21 protein-coding genes are annotated in these 21,370 nt (G+C 61.1%); 14 read left to right on the top strand and 7 right to left on the bottom strand.

Annotation, left to right across the window (positions count from 1 at the left end):
- Window positions 1-188 precede the first annotated feature (188 nt).
- Window positions 189-3,482 (bottom strand): IPTL-CTERM sorting domain-containing protein, encoded by a 3,294-nt coding sequence (locus G7048_RS20005; protein WP_166069826.1) that lies wholly within the window; start codon window positions 3,480-3,482, stop codon window positions 189-191.
- A gap of 423 nt (window positions 3,483-3,905) precedes the next feature.
- On the opposite strand from G7048_RS20005, the gene ybiB reads away from it, so the two are divergent.
- From ybiB to G7048_RS19980, 5 genes are all read left to right on the top strand, one after another.
- The gene (gene ybiB / locus G7048_RS20000) at window positions 3,906-4,847 is read left to right on the top strand and encodes a DNA-binding protein YbiB (protein WP_166069825.1); all 942 of its coding nucleotides are present in this window, start codon (window positions 3,906-3,908) and stop codon (window positions 4,845-4,847) included.
- Entirely contained in the window at window positions 4,829-5,641 is an 813-nt protein-coding gene (gene cobA, locus G7048_RS19995) for a uroporphyrinogen-III C-methyltransferase (RefSeq protein ID WP_166069824.1), read from the top strand. Before ybiB ends, cobA begins: the two co-directional genes overlap by 19 nt.
- A 259-nt stretch (window positions 5,642-5,900) precedes the next feature.
- The gene (locus tag G7048_RS19990) at window positions 5,901-7,064 is read left to right on the top strand and encodes an ankyrin repeat domain-containing protein (RefSeq protein WP_166069823.1); all 1,164 of its coding nucleotides are present in this window, start codon (window positions 5,901-5,903) and stop codon (window positions 7,062-7,064) included.
- 5 nt (window positions 7,065-7,069) lie between these two features.
- A complete protein-coding gene (locus G7048_RS19985) occupies window positions 7,070-7,729 on the top strand; it encodes an ankyrin repeat domain-containing protein (RefSeq protein WP_166069822.1) in 660 nt (219 codons plus the stop codon).
- 66 nt (window positions 7,730-7,795) lie between these two features.
- Window positions 7,796-8,353, top strand: coding sequence for a YdeI/OmpD-associated family protein (locus G7048_RS19980; RefSeq protein ID WP_166069821.1), 558 nt, complete (start codon window positions 7,796-7,798; stop codon window positions 8,351-8,353).
- 4 nt (window positions 8,354-8,357) lie between these two features.
- Here the strand turns inward: G7048_RS19980 and G7048_RS19975 are convergent, their stop codons facing one another.
- On the bottom strand, window positions 8,358-8,837 hold the full coding sequence (locus G7048_RS19975) for an acyl-CoA thioesterase (protein WP_166069820.1): 480 nt from the start codon (window positions 8,835-8,837) through the stop codon (window positions 8,358-8,360).
- Window positions 8,838-8,940: 103 nt separating this feature from the next.
- Here G7048_RS19975 and G7048_RS19970 point away from each other — a divergent pair, with 103 nt between their 5' ends.
- The 6 genes from G7048_RS19970 to G7048_RS19945 all read left to right on the top strand — a co-directional run bounded on the left by G7048_RS19970 (window position 8,941) and on the right by G7048_RS19945 (window position 14,340).
- The gene (locus G7048_RS19970; RefSeq protein WP_166069819.1) at window positions 8,941-10,068 is read left to right on the top strand and encodes a sterol desaturase family protein; all 1,128 of its coding nucleotides are present in this window, start codon (window positions 8,941-8,943) and stop codon (window positions 10,066-10,068) included.
- Between the two features lie 76 nt (window positions 10,069-10,144).
- On the top strand, window positions 10,145-11,386 hold the full coding sequence (locus tag G7048_RS19965; RefSeq protein ID WP_166069818.1) for an NAD(P)/FAD-dependent oxidoreductase: 1,242 nt from the start codon (window positions 10,145-10,147) through the stop codon (window positions 11,384-11,386).
- An 83-nt stretch (window positions 11,387-11,469) separates the two neighbouring features.
- Window positions 11,470-11,814, top strand: a complete 345-nt coding sequence (locus tag G7048_RS19960; protein WP_166069817.1) for an antibiotic biosynthesis monooxygenase — start codon at window positions 11,470-11,472, stop codon at window positions 11,812-11,814.
- Between the two features lie 34 nt (window positions 11,815-11,848).
- On the top strand, window positions 11,849-13,147 hold the full coding sequence (locus tag G7048_RS19955) for an MFS transporter (protein ID WP_240933043.1): 1,299 nt from the start codon (window positions 11,849-11,851) through the stop codon (window positions 13,145-13,147).
- A 208-nt stretch (window positions 13,148-13,355) separates the two neighbouring features.
- Complete coding sequence (rpsU, locus tag G7048_RS19950) at window positions 13,356-13,568, top strand: 30S ribosomal protein S21 (RefSeq protein WP_007833691.1); 213 nt, start codon at window positions 13,356-13,358, stop codon at window positions 13,566-13,568.
- A 325-nt stretch (window positions 13,569-13,893) separates the two neighbouring features.
- Window positions 13,894-14,340: a GatB/YqeY domain-containing protein gene (locus G7048_RS19945; RefSeq protein ID WP_166069816.1), complete on the top strand. Its 447-nt coding sequence runs from the start codon at window positions 13,894-13,896 to the stop codon at window positions 14,338-14,340.
- A 21-nt stretch (window positions 14,341-14,361) separates the two neighbouring features.
- Here the strand turns inward: G7048_RS19945 and G7048_RS19940 are convergent, their stop codons facing one another.
- Entirely contained in the window at window positions 14,362-14,850 is a 489-nt protein-coding gene (locus G7048_RS19940; protein WP_166069815.1) for an Lrp/AsnC family transcriptional regulator, read from the bottom strand.
- A gap of 113 nt (window positions 14,851-14,963) precedes the next feature.
- Here G7048_RS19940 and G7048_RS19935 point away from each other — a divergent pair, with 113 nt between their 5' ends.
- Window positions 14,964-15,872, top strand: coding sequence for a DMT family transporter (locus tag G7048_RS19935; protein ID WP_166069814.1), 909 nt, complete (start codon window positions 14,964-14,966; stop codon window positions 15,870-15,872).
- A 285-nt stretch (window positions 15,873-16,157) separates the two neighbouring features.
- On the opposite strand, the gene G7048_RS19930 is transcribed toward G7048_RS19935, so the two are convergent.
- Entirely contained in the window at window positions 16,158-17,063 is a 906-nt protein-coding gene (locus G7048_RS19930) for a LysR substrate-binding domain-containing protein (protein WP_166069813.1), read from the bottom strand.
- A gap of 118 nt (window positions 17,064-17,181) precedes the next feature.
- Here G7048_RS19930 and G7048_RS19925 point away from each other — a divergent pair, with 118 nt between their 5' ends.
- A complete protein-coding gene (locus tag G7048_RS19925; RefSeq protein ID WP_166069812.1) occupies window positions 17,182-18,288 on the top strand; it encodes a tartrate dehydrogenase in 1,107 nt (368 codons plus the stop codon).
- Window positions 18,289-18,408: 120 nt separating this feature from the next.
- On the opposite strand, the gene G7048_RS19920 is transcribed toward G7048_RS19925, so the two are convergent.
- Both G7048_RS19920 and G7048_RS19915 read right to left on the bottom strand, forming a co-directional pair.
- Window positions 18,409-18,726, bottom strand: coding sequence for a hypothetical protein (locus tag G7048_RS19920; RefSeq protein WP_166069811.1), 318 nt, complete (start codon window positions 18,724-18,726; stop codon window positions 18,409-18,411).
- A 341-nt stretch (window positions 18,727-19,067) separates the two neighbouring features.
- On the bottom strand, window positions 19,068-19,694 hold the full coding sequence (locus tag G7048_RS19915) for a hemerythrin domain-containing protein (RefSeq protein ID WP_166069810.1): 627 nt from the start codon (window positions 19,692-19,694) through the stop codon (window positions 19,068-19,070).
- A 209-nt stretch (window positions 19,695-19,903) separates the two neighbouring features.
- Between G7048_RS19915 and G7048_RS19910 the strand changes: the two genes are divergently transcribed.
- Entirely contained in the window at window positions 19,904-20,449 is a 546-nt protein-coding gene (locus tag G7048_RS19910) for a hypothetical protein (protein WP_240933042.1), read from the top strand.
- 33 nt (window positions 20,450-20,482) lie between these two features.
- Here the strand turns inward: G7048_RS19910 and G7048_RS19905 are convergent, their stop codons facing one another.
- On the bottom strand, window positions 20,483-21,355 hold the full coding sequence (locus G7048_RS19905; RefSeq protein ID WP_166069809.1) for a hypothetical protein: 873 nt from the start codon (window positions 21,353-21,355) through the stop codon (window positions 20,483-20,485).
- Window positions 21,356-21,370: the final 15 nt, after the last annotated feature.

The following is a 21,370-nucleotide window of genomic DNA, read 5'->3' as shown; positions in this document are numbered from 1 at the left end:
CCGCCTTGGCGCAAGCGAAGGCGGCTTTTCTGATCTTCACGTCACTGCGTCACGATCAAAAGGTATTCGACCAGCAACGGAGAGACGGCGCGTTCGAGTCAGCCCATAGCTGCCTTGCCGAACTATGCGAAGGCCCAGTGTTGAAACAGGCGCCATGCCCTCACCTGTTCCATCCCTCGACTGCAAATTCAGGCGTGCTTGCGTCCACGCGCGTTCAGCGCCGCCAATCCCGCGAGCAAGCCGGTCAGCAGCCACACCGCCCATTGCCCCAGCGTGGGAACGGGCGTCGCCAGCACAGCGGCTACGGTATGGAGATGCACTGCACTTTGCGTGGCTGGGAAATTGGCGTCACCGCTGTAGTTCGCGACGATGTTGTGATCTCCCACGGGCTTCACGATCTTCACGGACAACATGGCAACACCCAGTCCATCCAGCGGGACCGTGCCAAGCGAGTCGCTGCCATCCATCAACGTGACGGTTCCGGTCGGTGTCGGTGCAGCCTTCATCGTGCCTGCAACCGCTCTTTGCTTGGTCAGATCGAACGCCACGTTCACGGTAAAGGTCACTTCCTCGCCCGGCTTCGACGGATTGGGCGTGGAGCTGACCGAGACACCGGAAGCACCCTGCCCCACCTTGATGCTCTGCACCTGATCGGTGGCATCCAGGTACTGGGTGTCACCCTTCTGGCTGACGGTGATCTTGCAATCGCCTGCCACATTGAATGTCACAACGAAGCCCGACGAGGAGCATGCGCCGCTCGCCCCCAGAACCACCTGTGCCGATGACGGCCCCGCCTGCACATTCACCGTGTAGGTACTGCCCAAGCGTGGCGATGCAGGTGCGGTGGAGAGTATCGCCAGCGCTTGTTGGCCACGACTCACTGTGAATGTGACAGTGACCGACAGCTTTTTGCCCGTCTTCCGGTCTTCCACTTGCACCGTGGCGCTGAACGAGGCTGCCTTCGTCGGTTTGCCGATGATTGAGCCATCCGCCGCCAGCGTCAGGCCATCGGGCAGTGCACCGCCAATCACCGTGTAGTTGAAGTCCTGCGATCCGCCCGTGGCTTGCAGGGTGAGCGAGACAGCGATTCCCACCTCCGCAGTCTGCGCAGCAGGTGCAACAAAGCCCAGAACCTGCCACGGCGTTACCGGGCCGATGTTGGCCGATGGCGCACTGGTCATTGCCAGCGAATTGGTGATCGTGACGGTGAAGGTGTATGGCGTGCCGTTCGTCAGTCCCGTCACTTCGCATGACGTCACAGGGCTTCCGCTGGTGTCGAACGCGGCTACGTCGCAGCCTTGCACCGGCGTTGTGTTGTTGGGATTGGTGTAATGGACAACGAAGCGCGTGGGCGAGCCACCGCCCATGTTGGCTGGCGGAGCAAAACTGACCGTTGCCATCGCATCACCAGCTACCGCCGTACCGGTAGGCGCATCGGGCGATGCAAAGGTGATCTTGCGCACGCGGCCGGTGGCAAGGTCGGAAACATAGAGATTGCCAGCCTTGTCCAGTGCCGAATATTGCGGGTTTGCAAATTGGGCATCGATCGCAGGCCCGCCATCGCCCATCCCGTTGCTGCCACCACCCGCGATGGTGCTGATGATGCCGGTTTGACCGGAGATCATGCGCACGACGGCGTTGCCCGAATCGACCACGTAGATGTTGCCCATGGCATCCACCGAAACACCCGTGGGGGTATTCAGCAATGCATCTTTTGCAGGTCCGTTGTCACCCGTATAGCCAAAGTTCCCAAGGCCTTTCCCGGCAAGCGTGGTCACTTCGCTGGCCGCAGTGATTTCTCCATTGATGGCAGCCACCTTGCGCACTGCGTTGTTCGTGCTGTCGGCGATGTACAGATTGCCGTCCGCATCCAAGGCCAGTCCCGTCGGGAAAACCAGACGCGCATCACTTCCCGGGCCATCGACGAAGTCGCCCGTCCACCCTTTGCCGACCACTGTGCTGATCTTGCCATCCACCGCGATTTTCCGAATCGTATGGTTCTGCCAATCCGAGAACAGCAGATTGCCAAATCGATCCACCACCATGGCATCTGGTGAGCGCATCGTCGCCTGGGTTGCGGCGTTTCCATCGCCGCTGGAGCCCAGATTGCCCGTGCCTCCAAACAACGTCAGTGCAGATGCGCCTGAGGCCATTGTGAATATCTGATTCTTGGAGACATCGCCCAGAAACAGAGCGTTCTGCGCGTTGAAAGCAATACCCAAGGGGCTGGGAGAAGTCGCCGTGTTGGAAACGACATTGGCCTTGTCCACCAAACCAGTGGCAGGTGTCACAGCCAGCGCCTTGACAGCGCTGTTTCCCTGATCAGCCACGTGAAGATTGCCAAGGCTGTCGAACGCAATGCCTCTGGGTTTGTAGAGCTTGACCTGTGTGCCCGTCAATGCGCCACCAGAAGAACCGGACTCCCCCACCAAGGTGTTGATGATTCCGTTCTCATCGATCAATCGCAGCATCGCGTTGCCGTAATCCACGATGGCCAGATGATTGCGAATCCGGTCAAAGTAGATGCCACCAATCTTCATGAAGCGTGCGTTCAATGCAGGCGTTCCGTTACCTGCGTACTCGCCATCGTATTGGTCATAATAATCATTGGGATCCACCAAGTATGATCGATTGCCAAATCCAGCGATGACCGAAAGCTTGCGCGTAGCAGCATCAATTTTCGAAATGGTGTAGAGGCTTTGATCCACCAGATACAGGTTGTCCTGAGCATCCATTGCCAAGCTTCTCGGGAATACAAGCTGAACCGACAGCGGATCCACATTGCTGTGCAAAGTGCTTTTGGTACCCGTGGAAGATGTGCACGTGCCCGCGTAAATCGTTCGTGCCGAAGTAGCTGCATCGTAGCGATAGACACAAGGGTTCAACCAATCCGATACGAACAGGTTCCCCTTGCTGTCGACCACCATTCCTCCAATGCTTTTCACCACGGAATTGTCGGAAAAGATAGTCGTCGGCACGCCTGTCGCAAGATCCAACTTGATGACGCTACGCGGATTGGTTGTGCTCGTGTTTGCGATATACAGCGCACCCTTGCCATCCAGAAAAAGCAACCCGGGCGATGTCAACGTGAGTCCAGCAACTCCTGCACCTGCGATGGTCGTGATCACACCGTCCGGAGCAACCTTGCGGACGCGATCATTGCCCGAATCGGCAATGTAGAGATTGCCAGCCGCGTCCATCGCCATCCCGTCGGGGCTATCGAGACTTGCGACATTGGCCTGACCACCATCGCCGTCGGAGCCAAACTGCCCATTTCCCGCAAAGCGGGTGACCACGGATGTGGATCTGGTGTACTTGAATACGGTCTGACTGAGGCGGCCCGTGGAAATGAAAATATTCCCATCGGCATCCGTCAACGGGGAGTTGGGCCAGGTCAGCGTGAATGCCGTGATCGGCACGTTGTCACTGCCACCCATTACGGTATCTATGGTTTGCGCCTGCGCCGTCAACGATCCGAACATCAGCCCTGCAGCACCCAACACCCCTGCAATGGCTGCGACGCATCGACCAAGCAAAACAGAATTCCCGAGACCGAGGTCGTTTCGCCCCGTGGCCTTTTGAGCAATTGATAGCAATTGAATACCCTCACCTTCCAATTTGATGAGGAATTACATCAATTCGACCCCGTCTTGTATGTCCCCTAAACGGGTGAATTTGCAGCCCAAGAAGATAGGTGTTTACCCGTAGAAAGTCCCACCACGCTGCACGCAGCGACACTCAACAACTCACAAATCAGAAGTCATTCACCGACTCGCAGCGCGAGATGGACCACCGCCCAGTCCCCTCTACAAGGGACGAGCCAGCGCAACAGATGCATATAACCAGTTGTAATGAAAAACAGGTCACAATATGCATAGAGAAAACTACCCCACATCCAAGCTCCCATGGCCATCAGCCACTATCTCAAGGAAATCGGTCGCGGCGCGCGTGGCGCGAAGGCGGTTGATCGCGCGCAGGCGGCGGATCTGTTCGGGCAGATTCTGGATGGCCAGGTCACGGATCTGGAGATCGGCGCGTTCTGCATCGCCATGCGCATCAAGGGCGAGACGCTGGAGGAGATGAGCGGCTTTCTCGATGCCACGCATGCGCGCATCGCGCGGTTTCCGGCGACCGACCGACCGCTCATCGTGCTGCCAAGCTACAACGGCGCGCGCAAGCTGCCGGTGCTCACGCCGCTGCTCGCCCTGCTGCTGGCGCGCGAAGGGCTACCGGTGCTGCTGCACGGCATGCGCACCGAGGCGCGGCGCGTGCTGGCCTCCGACGTGCTGATGGCGATGGGCATCGCGCCGATCACTGCTGCGCACGCGCTGGCGAATGGCGAGGTGGCGCACATCGAGACCCGCCATCTGCATCCGCGTCTGGCGCAGTTGCTGGCGGCGCGTGAAGTGATCGGGCTGCGCAATCCGGCGCACAGCGTGGTCAAGCTGATCAATCCGGGGGCGAGCAATGCGCTGGTCATCAGCAGCTACACGCATCCTGAATACTTTGAAACGCTGAGCGAAACCTATTCGGCGCTCGGCATGAGCGGCGTGCTCTCGCGCGGTCTCGAAGGCGAAGTGGCGGCCGATCCGCGCCGCTCGCCGCGCTACGACGGCTTTGTGCGCGGCACGCATCTCGTGCTGCAGGAGCAGAGCCCCGGCACGGCGGGCGAGGTGCCCGGCCTGCCGACCGAGATCGACGTGGCGACCACTGCGCGCTACACCCAACAAGTGCTGGACGGCCAACTGCCGGTGCCAGCCGCCATTGCACAACAAGTCCAATACATCGTGCAGATCGCACAACGCGTTCGCGAGGAAGACCCCACATCATGCGCAACAGCCCAGTGAATCCAACCGCCACCATTGGCACGTGCACGCTCGTCGGCGCAGGCCCGGGCGATCCGGAACTGCTCACACTCAAGGCCGTGAAGGCCATCGCCAAGGCCACCGTGCTGCTGGTCGATGACCTGGTCAACATCGCCGTGCTGGAACACGCCTCGCCCGATGCGCGCATCGTGCATGTGGGCAAGCGCGGCGGTTGCAAGAGCACGCCGCAGACGTTCATCGAAAAGCTGATGGTCAATGAGACGCTGGCGGGCGAGCATGTGGTGCGCCTCAAAGGCGGCGACCCGTTCATCTTCGGTCGCGGTGGCGAAGAGATCGAGGCGCTGCGCGAAGCCGGCATCGAGGCCACGGTGGTCAACGGCATCACCTCAGGTCTGGCCGGTCTCACCGCGCTCAACACGCCCCTCACCCACCGCGATCACGCGCATGGCGTGGTCTTCATCACCGGCCACGCCAAGCCCGGCGACGAAGGCACGGACTGGCGACAGCTCGCGCAGACGGCGCACGACGCCAAACTCACGCTGGTGATCTACATGGGCATCAGCGGCTCGGAGCATATCCAGCAGGAGCTGCTGCACGGCCTGCCCGCCAGCACGCCCGTGGTGGTGATCCAGAACGCCAGCCTACCGCACCAGCGCCATGCAGTGACGACGCTGGGCGATCTGCGCAGCACCATCGAAGCGCACCAACTGGCCAGCCCATCGGTGATCGTCGTGGGCGATGTGGTGCGTGGAGTGCAGGCGGCTCAGTCGCGTGGCGACATCATCGAACCCGCTCCTGCACAACGCGCGCTTTGAGCACCTGAAGCCGCTGATCGGTCCCGCAATTAAGACGGGGTCGTGCCGAGAAACGTCAGTGACTCGGGATCGAGCAAGCCATAAGGAACGACCGCCTTGTGCATGCTTTTCGCCATCGTTGCTATCAACTGCGAATTCATTGCGGCCCCTTGTTGCGCGGTGCGCACATTCCCTCCCTGCAATGCGATGTTTTCAAATGGATCGCCATGCAACAATAGCTAATTCATAAGCCATTTGCAATATCCATAGAGAGGGACACATGCGATTCGGAGACCCCGTCATCAAGCGCCATCTGCGCGCTGTGGCCACCGCTGCCGCCATAGCCACGCAGGCCGCACTCGCCCTGAGTCTGTGCGCTGCCCCCGCCCATGCTTCGCCGCAGATCGAAGCGCTGTTCAGTGCAGCCGAGGTGGCCGCCAAGGCCAATGCGGATGGTCAACCCAGCGTACGAAGCACCATCGTCGATCTGGTAAAGCCGCTGGAATCCGCGCGCACGGATGCCGAGCGAATGGAGATCATGGCCGCGCTTTCCCAACTCGGAAAGATTCGCGGCAAAGGCGAAATGCAACTGGTCGAGATCCATCTGCCCGTGGTCTCGCAGAACCCGCTGCTGAATCTGGCGCGCAACACCAGCCTGAGCCCGCAGGTGCGCAAGCAGGCACTGCAGACGCTGCGCGACATCAACGCGCGCGACCCCGTACTGGACAAGGCGATTGCGCTGGCCGATGCCGACGCGGCCACATTCAGCAGCATGGGCGCGGACCTCAAGGACTTTCAGCGCCGCCGCGATGGCCGGGGCAATCTGAGCGAGCCTACCGCCACTGCGCTCGATCCGGCGCGCGAGGCCGCTGCAAGGCAATGGCTGAATGAGCGCCACATCCCCATCAACCGCACATCGCTGGAGTCGGCCGCATCCAGCCCCGAGCCCGAGGTGCTGCGCGCGCTGCTCGATGCAGGCGTGAACTCGGTGCCCAAGGATCGGATCGGCATGGGCGCGCTCACGCTTGCCGCCGCAACAGGCTGCATCGCAGGCCAGGCAGGCGCGCGCGATCCTCGCAAGGTGACGGAAGTCGCCAAGCTGCTGGTGCAGGCGGGCGTGAACATCAACGAAACGGATGACGCAGGCAACACGCCGCTGATCCAGGCTGCGCGCAGTTGCCCGCCCGCCGTGCTCACCTCGCTGATGCAGATGGGGGCCGTGCCCAATCATCGCAATGCGCAAGGATTTTCGGCGTTGAGCTATGTGTTGATCACCAACCAGTTGGCAAGCGCCGACGCGCTGATCGCACAAGGCGCGCGCATCACCAAAAAGGAAGCGGACAAGCTGTTCTTTGAAGCGCCCACCGATCCCGCGATGAAGCGCACGCTGGAGCGCGCCATCGACAATGCCCAGCCCGCCAACAACCTCAAGACCAAGAAGTGAACGACATGCAGATGCATCAAAGCCAACCGATCCGCTCCCCCATGCTCCGGATGCTTGCACTGACTGGCGCACTCATTGCGGGTGCCATGCCGCTGGGAAGTCAGGCACAAGCCAATCCACAACTGCCCCCGATGACCAAGGCCGAGGCCACGGAATACATCAAGGACAACGACATCTATCCCATCGCAGGCAATCTGGCAGGGATGATCATGAACGGCCGGATCGACGATGTCCGCGCCACGTTGGCCGTGGGCGTCGATCCCAACGAGAAGACGGTGCTGCCGCACACACCCATCAAGCTCGCCACCATGACATGCAGCGGCAAGCAGGTGCCGGTGGAAGACATCGTGACGATGATCCGCGTACTCGCGGCGGGCGGGGCCATCGTCAACACGCCCAGCCCCGACGCCAGCCCGATGATCACGGCGGCCCAGCAGTGCCCGACTCCCGTTGTCAAGGCGCTGCTCGCACTCGGTGGCGACCGCAACGCACGCACCACGCAAGGCTTCACGCCGCTGAGCATGGCGCTCATCGTGCGCAACTACGACGCGGCCCAGGCACTCATCGACAGCGGCGCCACCATCTCCAAAGAGGCCGCCGAAAAACTGAACCAAAGCGCGCAGGACGACAAGGCCAAGGCGCTGATCAAGAAGGCCACCAAGTAGCCACGCATCCGCTATCTGCGATTCGCGATCCATCACAATGGTCGCTCTGACCGCTCAGGGAATGCCATGACCCACGAGGACGCGACCACTTCCACCTTTGAAGCAGCGCTGCTGCGCCCCGCCCTGCCTGCTGGCGAAGCGCAGTGGGGCTTTGTGCTGCTGCCCAAGGCCGCCAGCGCCAAACTGCCCCGCAGAGGCAGGACCACGGTAGTCGGCTCGGTGAACGGTCAGCCATTTCAGGTCACGCTGGAGCCCGACGGTCAAAAGAGCCATTGGCTGCGCATCGACCCGGCGCTGCAGGAGGCGGCAGGTCTGCAGTTTGGCGAGACGGCGCACTACCAGATCGCCGCGGTGAAGCAGGAGCCCGAACCCGAGCTTCCCGCCGATCTGCAATCCGCATTGAACGCCGCGCCCGAGGCACTCGCGGTCTGGCGCGGCACGACGACGATTGCGCGCGTGGATTGGATTCACTGGATCGTGACCGCCAAGCAGGCCAGCACACGCGTCAAGCGAATCCGCGACGCATGCGAGATGCTTGCCTCAGGCAGCCAGCGCGTGTGCTGCTTCGACCCGTCCGGCTTCTACAGCAAGGCGATCACCGCCCCCACGCAGCAGAAAGATTGAACGCTCAGCCCTTGCTCGCCTGCTCGAAGCGTGCTGCGAATTCGCCGCGCAACTGCTTGCGGATCTGCGCGGCCGACCAGCGGCGCTTTTCGTCGGCGGTTTCAGGCGAGAGCATGGGCACCTTGGCGGGCTTGCGGTTTTCGTCCACGGCCACCATGGTGAAGAAGCAACTGTTCACATGGCGAACGACCTGGGTGCGAATCTCTTCGGCCACCACCTTCACGCCGATTTCCATCGACGAATTGCCGGTGAAATTCACGCTCGCGAGAAAAGTGACCAGTTCGCCCACATGGATGGGCTGCAGAAACATCACCTGATCGACGCTCAGCGTGACGACGTAGGACGACGAATAGCGTGCCGCGCAAGCATACGCCACCTGGTCGAGCAGCTTGAGAACGGCGCCGCCGTGCACGTTGCCGGAGAAATTGGCCATGTCCGGAGACATGAGCACGGTCATGCTGAGTTGGTGTGATGGGAGATCCATAGTGCCATTCTATAAATTTCTCGTTACACAAGCAGGGAAAGCAATTCGATAAACTCCCTCGCACTTACACATTGAGGCGGGAATCACACTCTCTAGCGCATTCATGCTTGAAAAACTCAACGATTTCACAGAAAGCCACGGCGAACTTCGCCAGGGCAAGGGACTGATCACCGGCGTCATCGCCCTCACACTGAGCTGCCTGTGCTTCCTCGGTGTGCTGGCGTTTCACTTTCCGCAGTATCTGACCACGCCCGAGCTGCGCAAGAGCTACGACGTGTCGGTGCTGCGCAACGTGATGCTGGTGGCGATGGTGATCGCAGGCGGCATGTCGCTGGCGAACATTGTGCTCAACCGTTCGCGCTGGCTGTCCAGCTTCGCTTTCGGTCTGGTGGCGCTCACCGCGATTCTCGGCGGCCACAAGGTCGAGGTCGATCCGAATTTCCCAAGCAACACGCCCTACATCGGGCTCGACTGGTTCATTCTCGACCTGTTGGGTTCTTCGCTGATCTTCATCTTCATCGAAAAGCTGTTCGCGTTGCGCAAGGACCAGCCGATCTTCCGCGCAGAGTGGCAGACGGACTTTCACCACTTCATCGTCAACCACATGGTGGTCGGCTTTGTGCTGCTGGCCACCAACCTCATGGTGCACAAGTTCTTCGGCTGGGCGGCCAACGACGGCATTCGCGGCTGGGTGGCCAATCTCAACTTCTGGGTGGCGCTGTTCTTCATCGTGCTGGTGGCCGATCTGGTGCAGTACTGGACGCACCGCGCCTACCACGAGACCAATCTGGGATGGCGTCTGCACGCCGTGCACCACAGCGTCAAAAGCATGGACTGGATGGCCGGTTCGCGCCAGCACATCCTTGAATTGCTGATCACCCGCACGCTGGTGCTCGCGCCCATCTACGTGCTGGGTTTCAGCAAGGAAGTGATCGATGCGTACATCATCATCGTGGGCTTTCAGGCGGTGTTCAACCACGCGAACGTGAGCGTGCGTCTGGGGCCGCTGCGCTACGTGATCGTCACACCCAACTTCCACCACTGGCACCACAGCCAGGATCAGGAAGCGCTCGACAAAAACTACGCCGCGCACTTCGCGTTCCTCGACTACCTGTTCGGCACCGCAGTGAAAAGCGACAAGGTCTGGCCCGAGAAATACGGCGTGCTCGGCGACTACGTGCCCAATGGATTCCTCAAGCAGCTCAAGTTTCCGTTCGTCTGGAAAGGCTGAGCGCCGGGCCTCGTTCAGCACAAGCTGAGACAATCGCGGGTTTGCCACTTCGGCAACCCGCTTTTTTGTTTCTGCCGTGCCCCAAGCCTCTTCCCTCACATTCGACGCCATCATCATCGGAGCCGGTGCCGCCGGCCTGTTCTGCGCTGCGCAAGCCGGTCAGCGCGGACTGAAGGTCTTGCTCATCGATCACTCCGAAAAAGTGGCCGAGAAGATCCGCATCTCCGGCGGCGGGCGCTGCAACTTCACCAACCGCGATCTGGATGTGCGTGCGCCGCACAAGCATTTCGTCGGCCAGAACCCGCAGTTCTGCCGCTCGGCGTTGTCGAAATACACGCCGCAGGATTTCATCGCGCTGATCGACAAGCACGGCATCGCGCACCACGAAAAGCACAAGGGCCAGTTGTTCGCCGATCGCTCGGCAGAAGACATCATCGACATGCTGCTGGCCGAATGCGCCGACGGCAAGGTCGAGCGCTGGCAGCCCTGCTCGGTTGGCAAGATCGAGGCGTTGGCCGACACCGGCGCGGATGCAGGCGCGCCGCGCTACCAGTTGGAAACCTCGCGCGGCACAGTGCAGACACGCAGTCTGGTGATCGCCACCGGCGGGCTGTCGATCCCCAAGATCGGCGCGACGGACTTCGGTTACCGCATCGCCACGCAGTTCAATCTGCCGCTGATCGAACGCAGGCCGGGCCTCGTTCCCATGACCTTTGACGGCGCGGCTTGGGAGCCCTACGCGCAGCTCGCGGGTCTGGCCCTGCCCGTGGAAATCAGCACCGGCAGCAAGAAGGAACGCATGGCGTTTCTCGAAGACCTGCTGTTCACGCACCGCGGCCTGTCGGGCCCGGCGGTGCTGCAGATTTCGAGCTACTGGCAACCCGGAACGCCGATTGCGATCAACCTTGCACCGACCGAAGACTTCGCCGCGCAATTGCTCGAAGCCAAGTCGCGCTCCAAAAAGCTCATTGCCAACGAACTGGCAGGCAAAGTGCCGTCGCGCCTGGCCGAAGCGTGGGTACAGCAAAGCCCCGACTGGCAGCGCCCGATCAACGAAGCGGCGGACAAGGCGCTCGCCAAACTCGCCGAAAAACTCTCGCGCTGGGAGCTGACTCCGACCGGCACCGAAGGCTACAAAAAGGCCGAGGTGACACTCGGCGGCGTGGACACCAAGGCCCTGTCGCAACAGACCATGGAAGCCAAGTCGCAACCGGGTCTGTACTTCATCGGCGAAGTGGTGGACATCACCGGCTGGCTCGGCGGCTACAACTTCCAATGGGCATGGGCGAGCGCGCATGCCTGTGCTCAGAGTCTGTAATCGGGCTCGAAAAAACGCCGGGCAAGCACCGAACACGCCGTTCATGCATCATGCGTGCATCCCACGAAAAAGGAGCGCGAGACATGATTGCAGTGATCTTCGAAGTCGAGCCCGCCGAGGGCCATCGTCAGACCTATCTGGACATCGCTGCGGGCCTGCGTCCCGAGCTGGAACAGGTGGACGGTTTCATCTCCGTCGAGCGCTTCGAGAGCCTGACGCAGCCGGGCAAACTGCTCTCGCTGTCGTTCTGGCGTGACGAGGAATCCGTAGCCCGCTGGCGGGCCTTGGAGCATCACCGCCAGGCCCAATCGGCAGGCCGCGCGGGCGTGTTCGCCAACTACCGCCTGCGCGTGGCGCATGTGCTGCGCGACTACGGCTTGAACGAGCGCGACGAGGCGCCCGCTGACGCACGCAAGTTCCACGGCTGATTCCCGCCTCGCTCGCTCGTTCATTCAATCGTTCATGCAGGAATCCACCGCCCCATCGGCACCGATGCAGCCGCCTTTTCACGGTTTTCACGGAACGGCTGTGGTGCGCGCGGCCTTTGTTTCCGCCGTGCTGGGTTGGGGGCTTGGTTTTTACGGACCGCCGATCTTTCTGCATGCAGTCATGGCGTCCACGCAGTGGAGCGTGTCGCTGGTGTCGGCGGCGGTCACCCTGCACTTTCTGTTCGGCTCCATCGTCGTGTCGCGCCTGCCGCGGCTGCATGCGCGATATGGCGTTGCCCGCGTCACATGGATCGGCGCGTGTTCGCTGACACTGGGTGTGATCGGCTGGGCCTGCGCGCGGCAGCATTGGCAGCTCTTTGTTGCCGCACTGCTTTCCGGCGCGGGCTGGGTCACGATGAGCGCGGCAGGCATCAACGCCATGGTGTCGCCGTGGTTTGATCGGCAGCGCCCGATGGCCCTCTCCAAAGCCTACAACGGCGCGAGCGTGGGCGGCATGCTGTTCGCGCCACTGTGGAGCATTTTGATCGCGCAGTTCGGTTTTCCAATGGCGGCATGCATCGTGAGCGCCTGCACGCTCGCCATCATGTTCTGGCTGACCCGGCGGGTGCTGCGCTTCACGCCCGAGATGCTGGGCCAGTTGCCGGATGGGCGCGCCGCCGGTGCCTTGCAACCAGCGCCCGCGACTACGACTTCAGCCGCGCGCCCACACAAGCCACTTCCCGGTCGTGCGCTGTGGCACAACGCCCGCTTTCAGACACTGGCCGCCACCATGTCGCTTTCGCTGATCGCACAGACCGGCCTCGTCTCGCACCTGTACGCCATCCTCGCCGTGCAGATGGGAACACGCGGCGCGGGCTGGAGCATGACGCTGGTGACCGCCTGCGCCATGCTCGGCCGCATGCTTTACGCCAGAGCCATGCCGTCGGTGCGCGATCGCCGCAGCCTCGCCTGCGTCAGCTACGCCATGCAGATGTGCGGCGTGCTGCTGCTGTGCGTGGGCGGCTCGGGCGTGCCGCTGTGGCTGGGCCTGGTTCTGTTTGGCGCGGGCATCGGCAACACGATCTCGCTGCCACCGCTGATCGCGCAAGCGGACTTCGCCGCGTCCGACGTGGCACGCGTGGTCGCGCTCATCGTCGCCATCTCGCAGGCGCTGTACGCGTTTGCGCCGCTCGGGTTTGGACTGCTGCTCAGCATCGCCCCCAGCCATGTCTGGCTGTTTTCCGGCGCAATGCTGCTGCAAGGGCTGTCGATCCTGACCCTGTGGCTTGGCCGGAGCAAACCGATCGATCAGCCAAAGGTCTCCAGCACCTGAAACACCCAGCCGTTTCCCCAAATCGCCCGCCAAAAAAGATAGCGACTTGCCAAGCTCCAATCAGCCGCTATAATCTTGGGCTTTGCTGGCAATAGCTCCGCCGGCCAATACTAGTTACTTCGAGGCGGGGCAAAACCGCCGTGCATGGTTTTCAGGCCCGATCTTCCCGGAAACCCTCTCTCGGCAAAAAATTGGAAAACATTAGCTAATGACCACCATCCGTGTAAAAGAAAACGAACCCTTTGACGTTGCTCTGCGTCGCTTCAAGCGCACCATCGAAAAGCTGGGCCTGCTGACCGACCTGCGCGCTCGCGAGTTCTACGAGAAGCCAACTGCAGAGCGCAAGCGCAAGAAGGCAGCTGCCGTCAAGCGCCACTACAAGCGCGTTCGCAGCATGCAACTGCCCAAGAAGCTGTACTAATCTCTCGATTAGTCATCAGTTTCGGCGAGTTCATCTACACGCCAGAAGCCGCGCTAGGGACGCCAAGCGCGGCTTTTTTGTTTTCAAAAACTGGAAACGGCCCCTCCCCGCATTGAACAGCAGACTCAACAGAGCCCGGAGCGACCGATCCCACCAGCCACAATGCCAAGACAGCCCTTCAGGCGCGACGCAAAGCCGCAGACAGTACTCTCGTACGACAAGGCTTTGCAACAAAGCATGAAGGGCTGTATTGGCACCTCAAAACGATTGACCCATCGAAGCCGCAAGGCTTCGTAGCCAAGCAAACACGCAAGGAGTAAATCAAATGAGCCTCAAAGCAAAAATCTCGGACGACATGAAGACGGCCATGAGGGCCAAGGATTCGGAACGCCTGGGCACCATCCGCCTGCTGCAAGCCGCCATCAAACAAAAAGAAGTCGACGAACGCATCGAACTCGACGACGCAGCCGTCGTCGCCATCGTCGACAAGCTCATCAAGCAGCGCAAGGACAGCATCACCCAGTTCGAAGCCGGTGGCCGTCAGGACCTGGCCGACAAGGAAAAGTCGGAACTCGCCGTCCTGCAGGTCTACCTGCCAGCGCGCATGTCCGCCGAAGAAGTGACCGCCGCCGTCAAGGCCATCGTGGCCGAACTGGGTGCCTCCGGCCCCGGCGACATGGGCAAGGTGATGGGCGCCGTGAAGTCCCAACTGGCTGGCAAGGCCGACATGGGCCAGGTGTCCGCAGCCGTCAAGGCCGCACTCGCAGGCTGATCACCCTCTTCCGATCGCCCCTCAAGCGGAGCTTCTGACCGGCAGCAACGGCAGACGCAGACTCCGCTTCAAGGTGGCCAGCGCAATCGACGTGACAAAGCGCTGGATGTTCTGGTCACCTTCAAAAAGCCGCTTCGTCAGCGCCTGATATTCCTGCATGTCGGCCGCCGTCACGATCAGCAGATAGTCCGTCTGCCCGGTCACGCTGTAGCACTGCTGCACCGCCTCTTCCTGCGCCACGCGCGCACGAAAACCCGCCGTGAGCGCATCCAGCTCGTTCACCAGTTGCACTTCAATGAAGATCGTCAGCGGCCTGCCCAGCGCATCGGGATTGAGCACCGCCGCATTGCCCGCAATCACCCCGCTGTCCTGCAAGCGCCGAATGCGCCGCTGAACCGCAGCGGGAGACAGATGCACCCGCTCCGCTATCTCGCGCTGGGGCGTCAGATTGTCGGACTGCAAAATCGCCAGAATGGCTACGTCAAAACTGTCGAGCTCTTGTTGGTTCACATGCCGCCTGCTGCTTTTTCGCTGGATTGAAAACAGAGTGAACGAGTGAAAATTGCATTCAGCCCCTCAACAAGGCGCAATTTCACACCCGAGTGCGCAATATTATCCCGAGCATGCAACATTCCCTGTGGCAGCGCCTGCTGCCTTCGCTCGCCGTGCTCGGCTCGGTCATTTCGCTCTGCGTGGGCACCAGCTTTGCCAAGCATCTTTTCCCCGTGATCGGCGCACAAGGCACGACCGCCCTGCGCGTGGGCTTCTCCGCGCTCATCCTGATCGCCATCTGGCGTCCGTGGCGCTTCGGCCCCACCAAAGCGAATCTGCGGCAGATCTTCATCTTCGGCACCGTGCTCGGCCTCATGAACCTGCTGTTCTACATGGCCATCAAACGCCTGCCCTTCGGTGTGACCGTGGCCATCGAATTCGTCGGCCCGCTCGCAGTAGCAGTATGGGCCTCCCGCCGCACACTCGACCTCGTCTGGATCGCCTTGGCCGCGCTCGGCCTCTTCATGCTGCTGATCCTTCCAATGTTCGGCGTACAAGTCGGCGCACTCGACCCCATCGGCCTCGTCTACGCCATCGCCGCATCCGTCTGCTGGGGCGGCTATATCGTCCTCGGCAAACGCACCGGCAACCTGCACGGCGGCATGGTCGTTTCGCTGGCACTGCTGTCAGCCGCCATCGTGGTCGTGCCCTTCGGCATCGCCGAAGCCGGGATGAAACTGCTCACCCCTTCCCTGCTGCTCTATGGCCTTGCCGTTGCGGCGGTATCGAGCGCCATCCCCTACTCACTGGAAATGTTCGCCCTCAAACGCATGTCCCACAGCGGCTTCTCCACCATGCTCGCAACAGAGCCAGCCGTCGCCGCATTGGCCGGCATGCTGCTGCTGAGTGAACACCTCAGCGTCTTCCAATGGACCGCCATCGCCGTCATCATGGCCGCCGCCATGGGCAGCGCACTGACCGCACAGCCGCAGCCAGCCCCAGAAGTCACCCCAAAAAACAAGCTCCCCACCCCTGCCTGACCCCGATCTCGCGCCATCGCGAGATAAACGGGCACGAGCGCAGCGAAGTGCCGAAACACACCTCTTCCAGACTGACTTGCGGCAAGCTGTCTGAACGGCGCGCCTACGGCGCAAAGTGAGTTTTGCCGCAGGTATTCAAAGCGCCTTTTGGTTACTTTTGCGCGCAAGCAAAAGTGACTCCGCCGCCGGGCGGAATTCCCGGCATCCGCGATCAACCCCACAGCCAAGGCCCGCACCGCCAGCGAAAAGTTACTCGCCCGCCGGGGCGAGACCCGGCACCCGCAATCACCCCACCTCCACGCGCTGGAAATACTCCATCAAAAACTCAACACAAACCCGCACCTTCGCCGACACCTGCAACCGTGTCGGATAAACCGCCCACACATTCGCCTCCTGCCCCCACTCAGGCAACACCTGCACCAGTCGCCCCGAGCGCAGATGCTCGCGCACATCCCACAGCGACCGCAGCGCAATGCCATGCCCGTCAAGAGCCCATTGCACGACGATCTCGCCATGGTTGGCCGACAGCGGCCCGGTCACCTTGAGCGTGCGTTCATCCGCCCCGGCGCGCAGCTTCCACACGCCGAACGAGTGATCGCGCTCCTTGATCACCAGACAGTCATGCGCAGGCAATTCGGTGATCGCGCGCGGCGTGCCACGGCGCTGCAGATAAGCCGGTGCCGCGCACAGCACGCGGTGGTTGTCGGCCAGCCGCCGCGCAATCAGATGCGGCGCAATATCGTCCCCCACGCGCACATCCAGATCGAAGCCTTCGCCCGCCACATCGATCAGCCGATCGAACACCTCCAACCGCACCTGCAGGGCCGGGTATTTCTGCACCAGCATCGACATCGCCGGAGCCACCACATTGCGCCCGAAGCCAAAACTGCAACTCACCCGCAGCAGGCCGCGCGGCTGTTGGCGCGTGATGGTCACCTCCTGCATCAGATGATCCATGTCGTCCAGAATGCGCAGCGCCCAGTGAAAGACCCGCTCGCCTTCCTCCGTCACCACCACTCGCCGCGTCGTGCGATGCAGCAGCTTGGTCGCCAGCGTTTCTTCCAGCACCCGAATGCGCTTGCTCACATAGGCGGGCGACGCGCCCAGTTCCTCCGCCGCTGCGGTAAACCCCGCCTTGCGCACCACGGTCGCAAACACACGCAAATCATCGGGATCGGGAAAACTATTCACAGTTTGGAAAAAATGAGTCGTCAATCCACGTATTTTATTCACTGCGTTTTTAGTGGAAACTAGCCGCCATTCCCCATCTCACCTTCCCCATTTCCACCAAACACGAGGCATTCCGCTCATGTCCAGCACATCCACACAGAAAAAAACCTACCGCATCGCCGTCCTGCCGGGGGACGGCATTGGCCGCGAAGTCATGCCCGAAGGCCTGCGCGCCGTCGAGGCCGCCGCGAAGAAGTTCGATCTCAAGCTCGAATTCGAGCACTTCGACTGGGCGCATTGCGACTACTACGCCAAGCACGGTCAGATGATGCCCGACGACTGGAAAGCCCAACTGCAGGGCTTTGACGCGCTGTTCTTCGGCGCCGTCGGCTGGCCCGCCACCGTGCCCGATCACATCTCGCTGTGGGGCTCGCTGCTCAAGTTCCGCCGTGAGTTCGATCAGTACATCAACCTGCGTCCCGTGCGCCTATTCGACGGCGTGCCCTGCCCGCTCGCCAACCGCAAGCCCGGCGACATCGACTACTACGTGGTGCGCGAGAACACCGAAGGCGAATACACCTCGCTCGGCGGCATCATGTTCGAAGGCACGGATCGCGAAATCGTGATTCAGGAATCGGTCTACTCGCGCAAGGGCGCGGACCGTCTGCTCAAGTACGCCTTCGACCTTGCCCTAAGCCGCCAGAAAAAGCACGTCACGCTCGCCACCAAGAGCAACGGCATCGCCATCAGCATGCCCTGGTGGGACAAGCGCGCGGAAGATGTCGCCAAGGCGTATCCCGAAATCACGCTCGACAAGCAGCACATCGACATCCTCACTGCGCGCTTCGTGCTGCAGCCCGACCGCTTCGACGTCGTGGCCGCCACCAACCTGTTCGGCGACATCCTCTCCGACCTCGGCCCCGCCACCACCGGCACCATCGGCTTGGCCCCGTCCGCCAACCTGAACCCGGACCGCGTGTTCCCATCGCTGTTCGAACCCGTGCACGGCTCGGCCCCCGACATCTACGGCAAGAACATCGCCAACCCCATCGCGATGATCTGGTCCGGCGCACTGATGCTCGACTTCCTCACCCACAGCGAAGGCGCAGGCCGCGCCGCACACGACGCCATCCTCCAATCCATCGAAGAAGTGATCAAGAGCGGCCCGCTGACACCCGACCTGGGCGGCAAGGCCAACACGACGGAGTTGGGCGAAGCGATTGCCGCGCGCATTGCAGCGCTGTGATGTGATGCGATGCGATGCGATGCGATGCGGCGTGATCTGAACTGATCCGAGCTGACGAAAAAAATCGCGGGCCATCCACCCAACGGATGCCCGCGATGGATCGGCTGGAACGCGACCCGCTCAGTCTCTCGCGTCGTTGTTCAAGTGCCGAAGAATCGCATCCCGCGCAGGCTGATGCTTCAACCACGCAGCAAACCGCTGCACTTCATTGAACCCTTCGTCTCCCACCACGCCACGAAAGCGTTGCAACGCGGAATCCCGCAGCGCCTGCTCGCGCAGACGTCGTTGATAAGGATCGGTGGAGATCGAGGTGATGCGCGTGTGCAGCCCCTGCGCCTTCAGATACTGCCACTCGCCCGCATCCAGCCAGACCTCTTCGCAGTGAAAGCAGAAGTCCAGCCCATGCGCCTTGTCGGCCAGCACGTTGTAGCGCAGCATGATCCGACTGCACTTCGGGCACGGCAATGCGCGCTTGGTGTCCTTGGCATCATCTCCCTCGAAAGACTGTGCACCGCTTTCATTAGCACCCCGATGGGTCTTCACCCAATCGAGATAGGGCGCCAACGACAGCAACTCACCAGAACATTCATTGCACTGATAAGACGCAGGCCCGTTGTCGATTCTTGTCGGCATCAGCGTGCCGGTATTGCAACTGCAGCAAAGCATGGATGAAACCCTCTCTTGTAATTCATTGGATTCTGAAGACAAACAAACACTTCAAAGCATTGTAGAGGGGCATCTCGCAACGACTCCGCCCTTGGACAGGGGCGTATCTAGCCCTACTTCAGCCGGATCTTCTTCTTCACCACCGCATTAGCCTTTTCCACGCTTTTGCGCTCCTCGAAAACCTGCTTCAAGTGCCGCAGATCGTCCGGTGTCAGGTGCTTTTGCGCGTGCAGAAACTGCTCCTGTTCTTCCTCGCGAATGTGGTGCAGATACTCGTCCTTCACCTTCGAGAATCGGCGCAGCCAGCCGCTTTTGGCCATGTCACGCGCCGCCAGATCGGCGAGCAGTTTGTCCATCTCCTTGTGCTCACCCACTGCGTGTCCCGCGTCCTCCGTGGTCTTGGGATGGCGCATGACGGAGGACCACAGCGCCTGCTCTTCTGCTGCAGCATGTCCGTGGATTTCGAGCACCAGTTCCTTGAACAGCTTCTTTCTGTCCTTCGAGTCACCATGGGTCGCGGAGATCATGGCGAGCAGCGCACGGTGACGGTCATGGTCCTCCACAAGCCTGCCAAAGATGTCTTCTTTACCGCGAAACTTTGTCCTGGGCGTGCTGCCGATCTGCGCAGGCACAGCGGGTGCGATCTTTTTCGCCTTGGCGACCGCGCTGGCCTTGGCATCGGCAGCGGTGCGCTTGCCTATGCTCTTGGTTGGTGCGCGAGACTTTGGAGTGGTTGTCATCGTGGCTTCATCCTTATGGCTGTTGGGAACAACATTCGGAACAAACCAATCTACGCAAGACACAAGCCCATTCGGGTAAGACATGGCGCATCGCGCGTGTGGGACAGACACAGACGTGCCATGTGAAACAAGGAAAATGGCAGCGTCAACGACCAGCAAGGCAATGCCAAAGCGACTCGTTTTCTCTCACTTTCATGGAGCTTGCAGTCATGCGCACTCTTGGTAAAACCCTTCGTCACTTGAGCGTCGCCGCCTCGCTCGCGCTTCCCGTCTTGCTGGCTCACGCCGTCGACATCACCATGCCCAGCGGCGTGTTGAAGGTCGATATGCCCAAGGGCTACACCGAACTGAGCGCCGCCGAGATCGATTCCAAATTCGGTCGCAATGGGCGCAAACCGCTCAAGGCTTATGGCAATGCAAAACGCACGAGCACGGTGTCGGTGACTTGGTCGGAAATGAAAAAGCCGCTCACTCAGGAAAGCCTGCCCGAGCTGAAAGCGGCCATGGAAAACGTGATGCCCAAGCTCACCCAAGGCCTGGTCTTCAACGACAAGAAGATGGTGAACGTGGGCGAGCGTCAATGGGTACTGCTCGACAGCACGGTGCCCGCCATCGACACCAAGCTGCGCAACATGATGTACCTCTCCGACATGGGCGGAAACATGGTGGGCGTGAATTTCAACTCCACGCTCGCGGAGTTTGGAAGCCAGAAAAGCGCGTTTGAAGCGGCCGCACAAACCTTGAAAGTGGAGTGAAACGTCACGCCACTCAGGCAGCCACTCCACCGCCTACCAGATCACCAGAATCCGCGCGTTCTCTTCTTCCTTGATGGACTCGGCAAGCTCCTTGGCGGTGGAGATCGCGTTGTCGAAATCCTTGTCCTTGGCTTGGTAGTTTCGGCGCATGTGCTCCACACGTCCGCTGTCACAGGCACCACCAGAAGCACAGCGCTGCGCCACGGTGAACTCTCGCTCGTCGCACTGCAGCCCCAGTTCACAGGGAACCAGATAAGCCGCCACACCCACGACTTCTTCTGCACCAGGACGGAACCCGCCGCGCAGATAAGTGTGCATCACGCGTACCGTGGCCTTGCCATGCTCGTCCAGCACCGGCCACTTTCTGGTGAGTTGCTGGATGAAGAGCGGATCCTGCAGATTCTTGGGCAGTTGGATGAGAATGCGCTTGCCTGGCTCGCGCGTCTTGTCGGGGCCGGAGATGCGCATTTTCTCGCGCGGTGCCGATGCGACATGGCTGGCCCTGGCCACAAAGTCCCGCTCCGCCAATATCAATGGGTCCTGCACGTCCGTCACGGGCGCAACGTCCACCCACGGGTTGCTCAGTTGCGCGTTGCTGATGTTCACGCAACGCCCGCGCAGCAACTCGATGGCCTTGGACCTTGGTGCATCAGAAGCGAGACCTGCAGCTTCGCTGTCCTTCTTCCATTTGTCGGACTGACTGCGCACGAGTTTGCACTCGGCGATGATCTGGCGCGCATAGAACTCGCCGCCATTCGCCGGGTCTTTCAAGCCTGCAGAAAGCAGTGGTGCATAGTCCGTCGCCCCGTTGTACTGCTTGAGATATTCCGCCGTCACCGACTGCGCGAAAGCAGTGGATGCAAGACAGGCGAAACCCAAGGCTGCAAGCCACGATGCTTTGACCATTGCATGATTTCCTTC

It is taken from the genome of Diaphorobacter sp. HDW4B, assembly GCF_011305535.1.
GTDB lineage: Bacteria > Pseudomonadota > Gammaproteobacteria > Burkholderiales > Burkholderiaceae_C > Diaphorobacter_A.
Note: the sequence above shows the minus strand (reverse complement) of the source record. Positions and strands in the feature narration are given on the sequence as shown.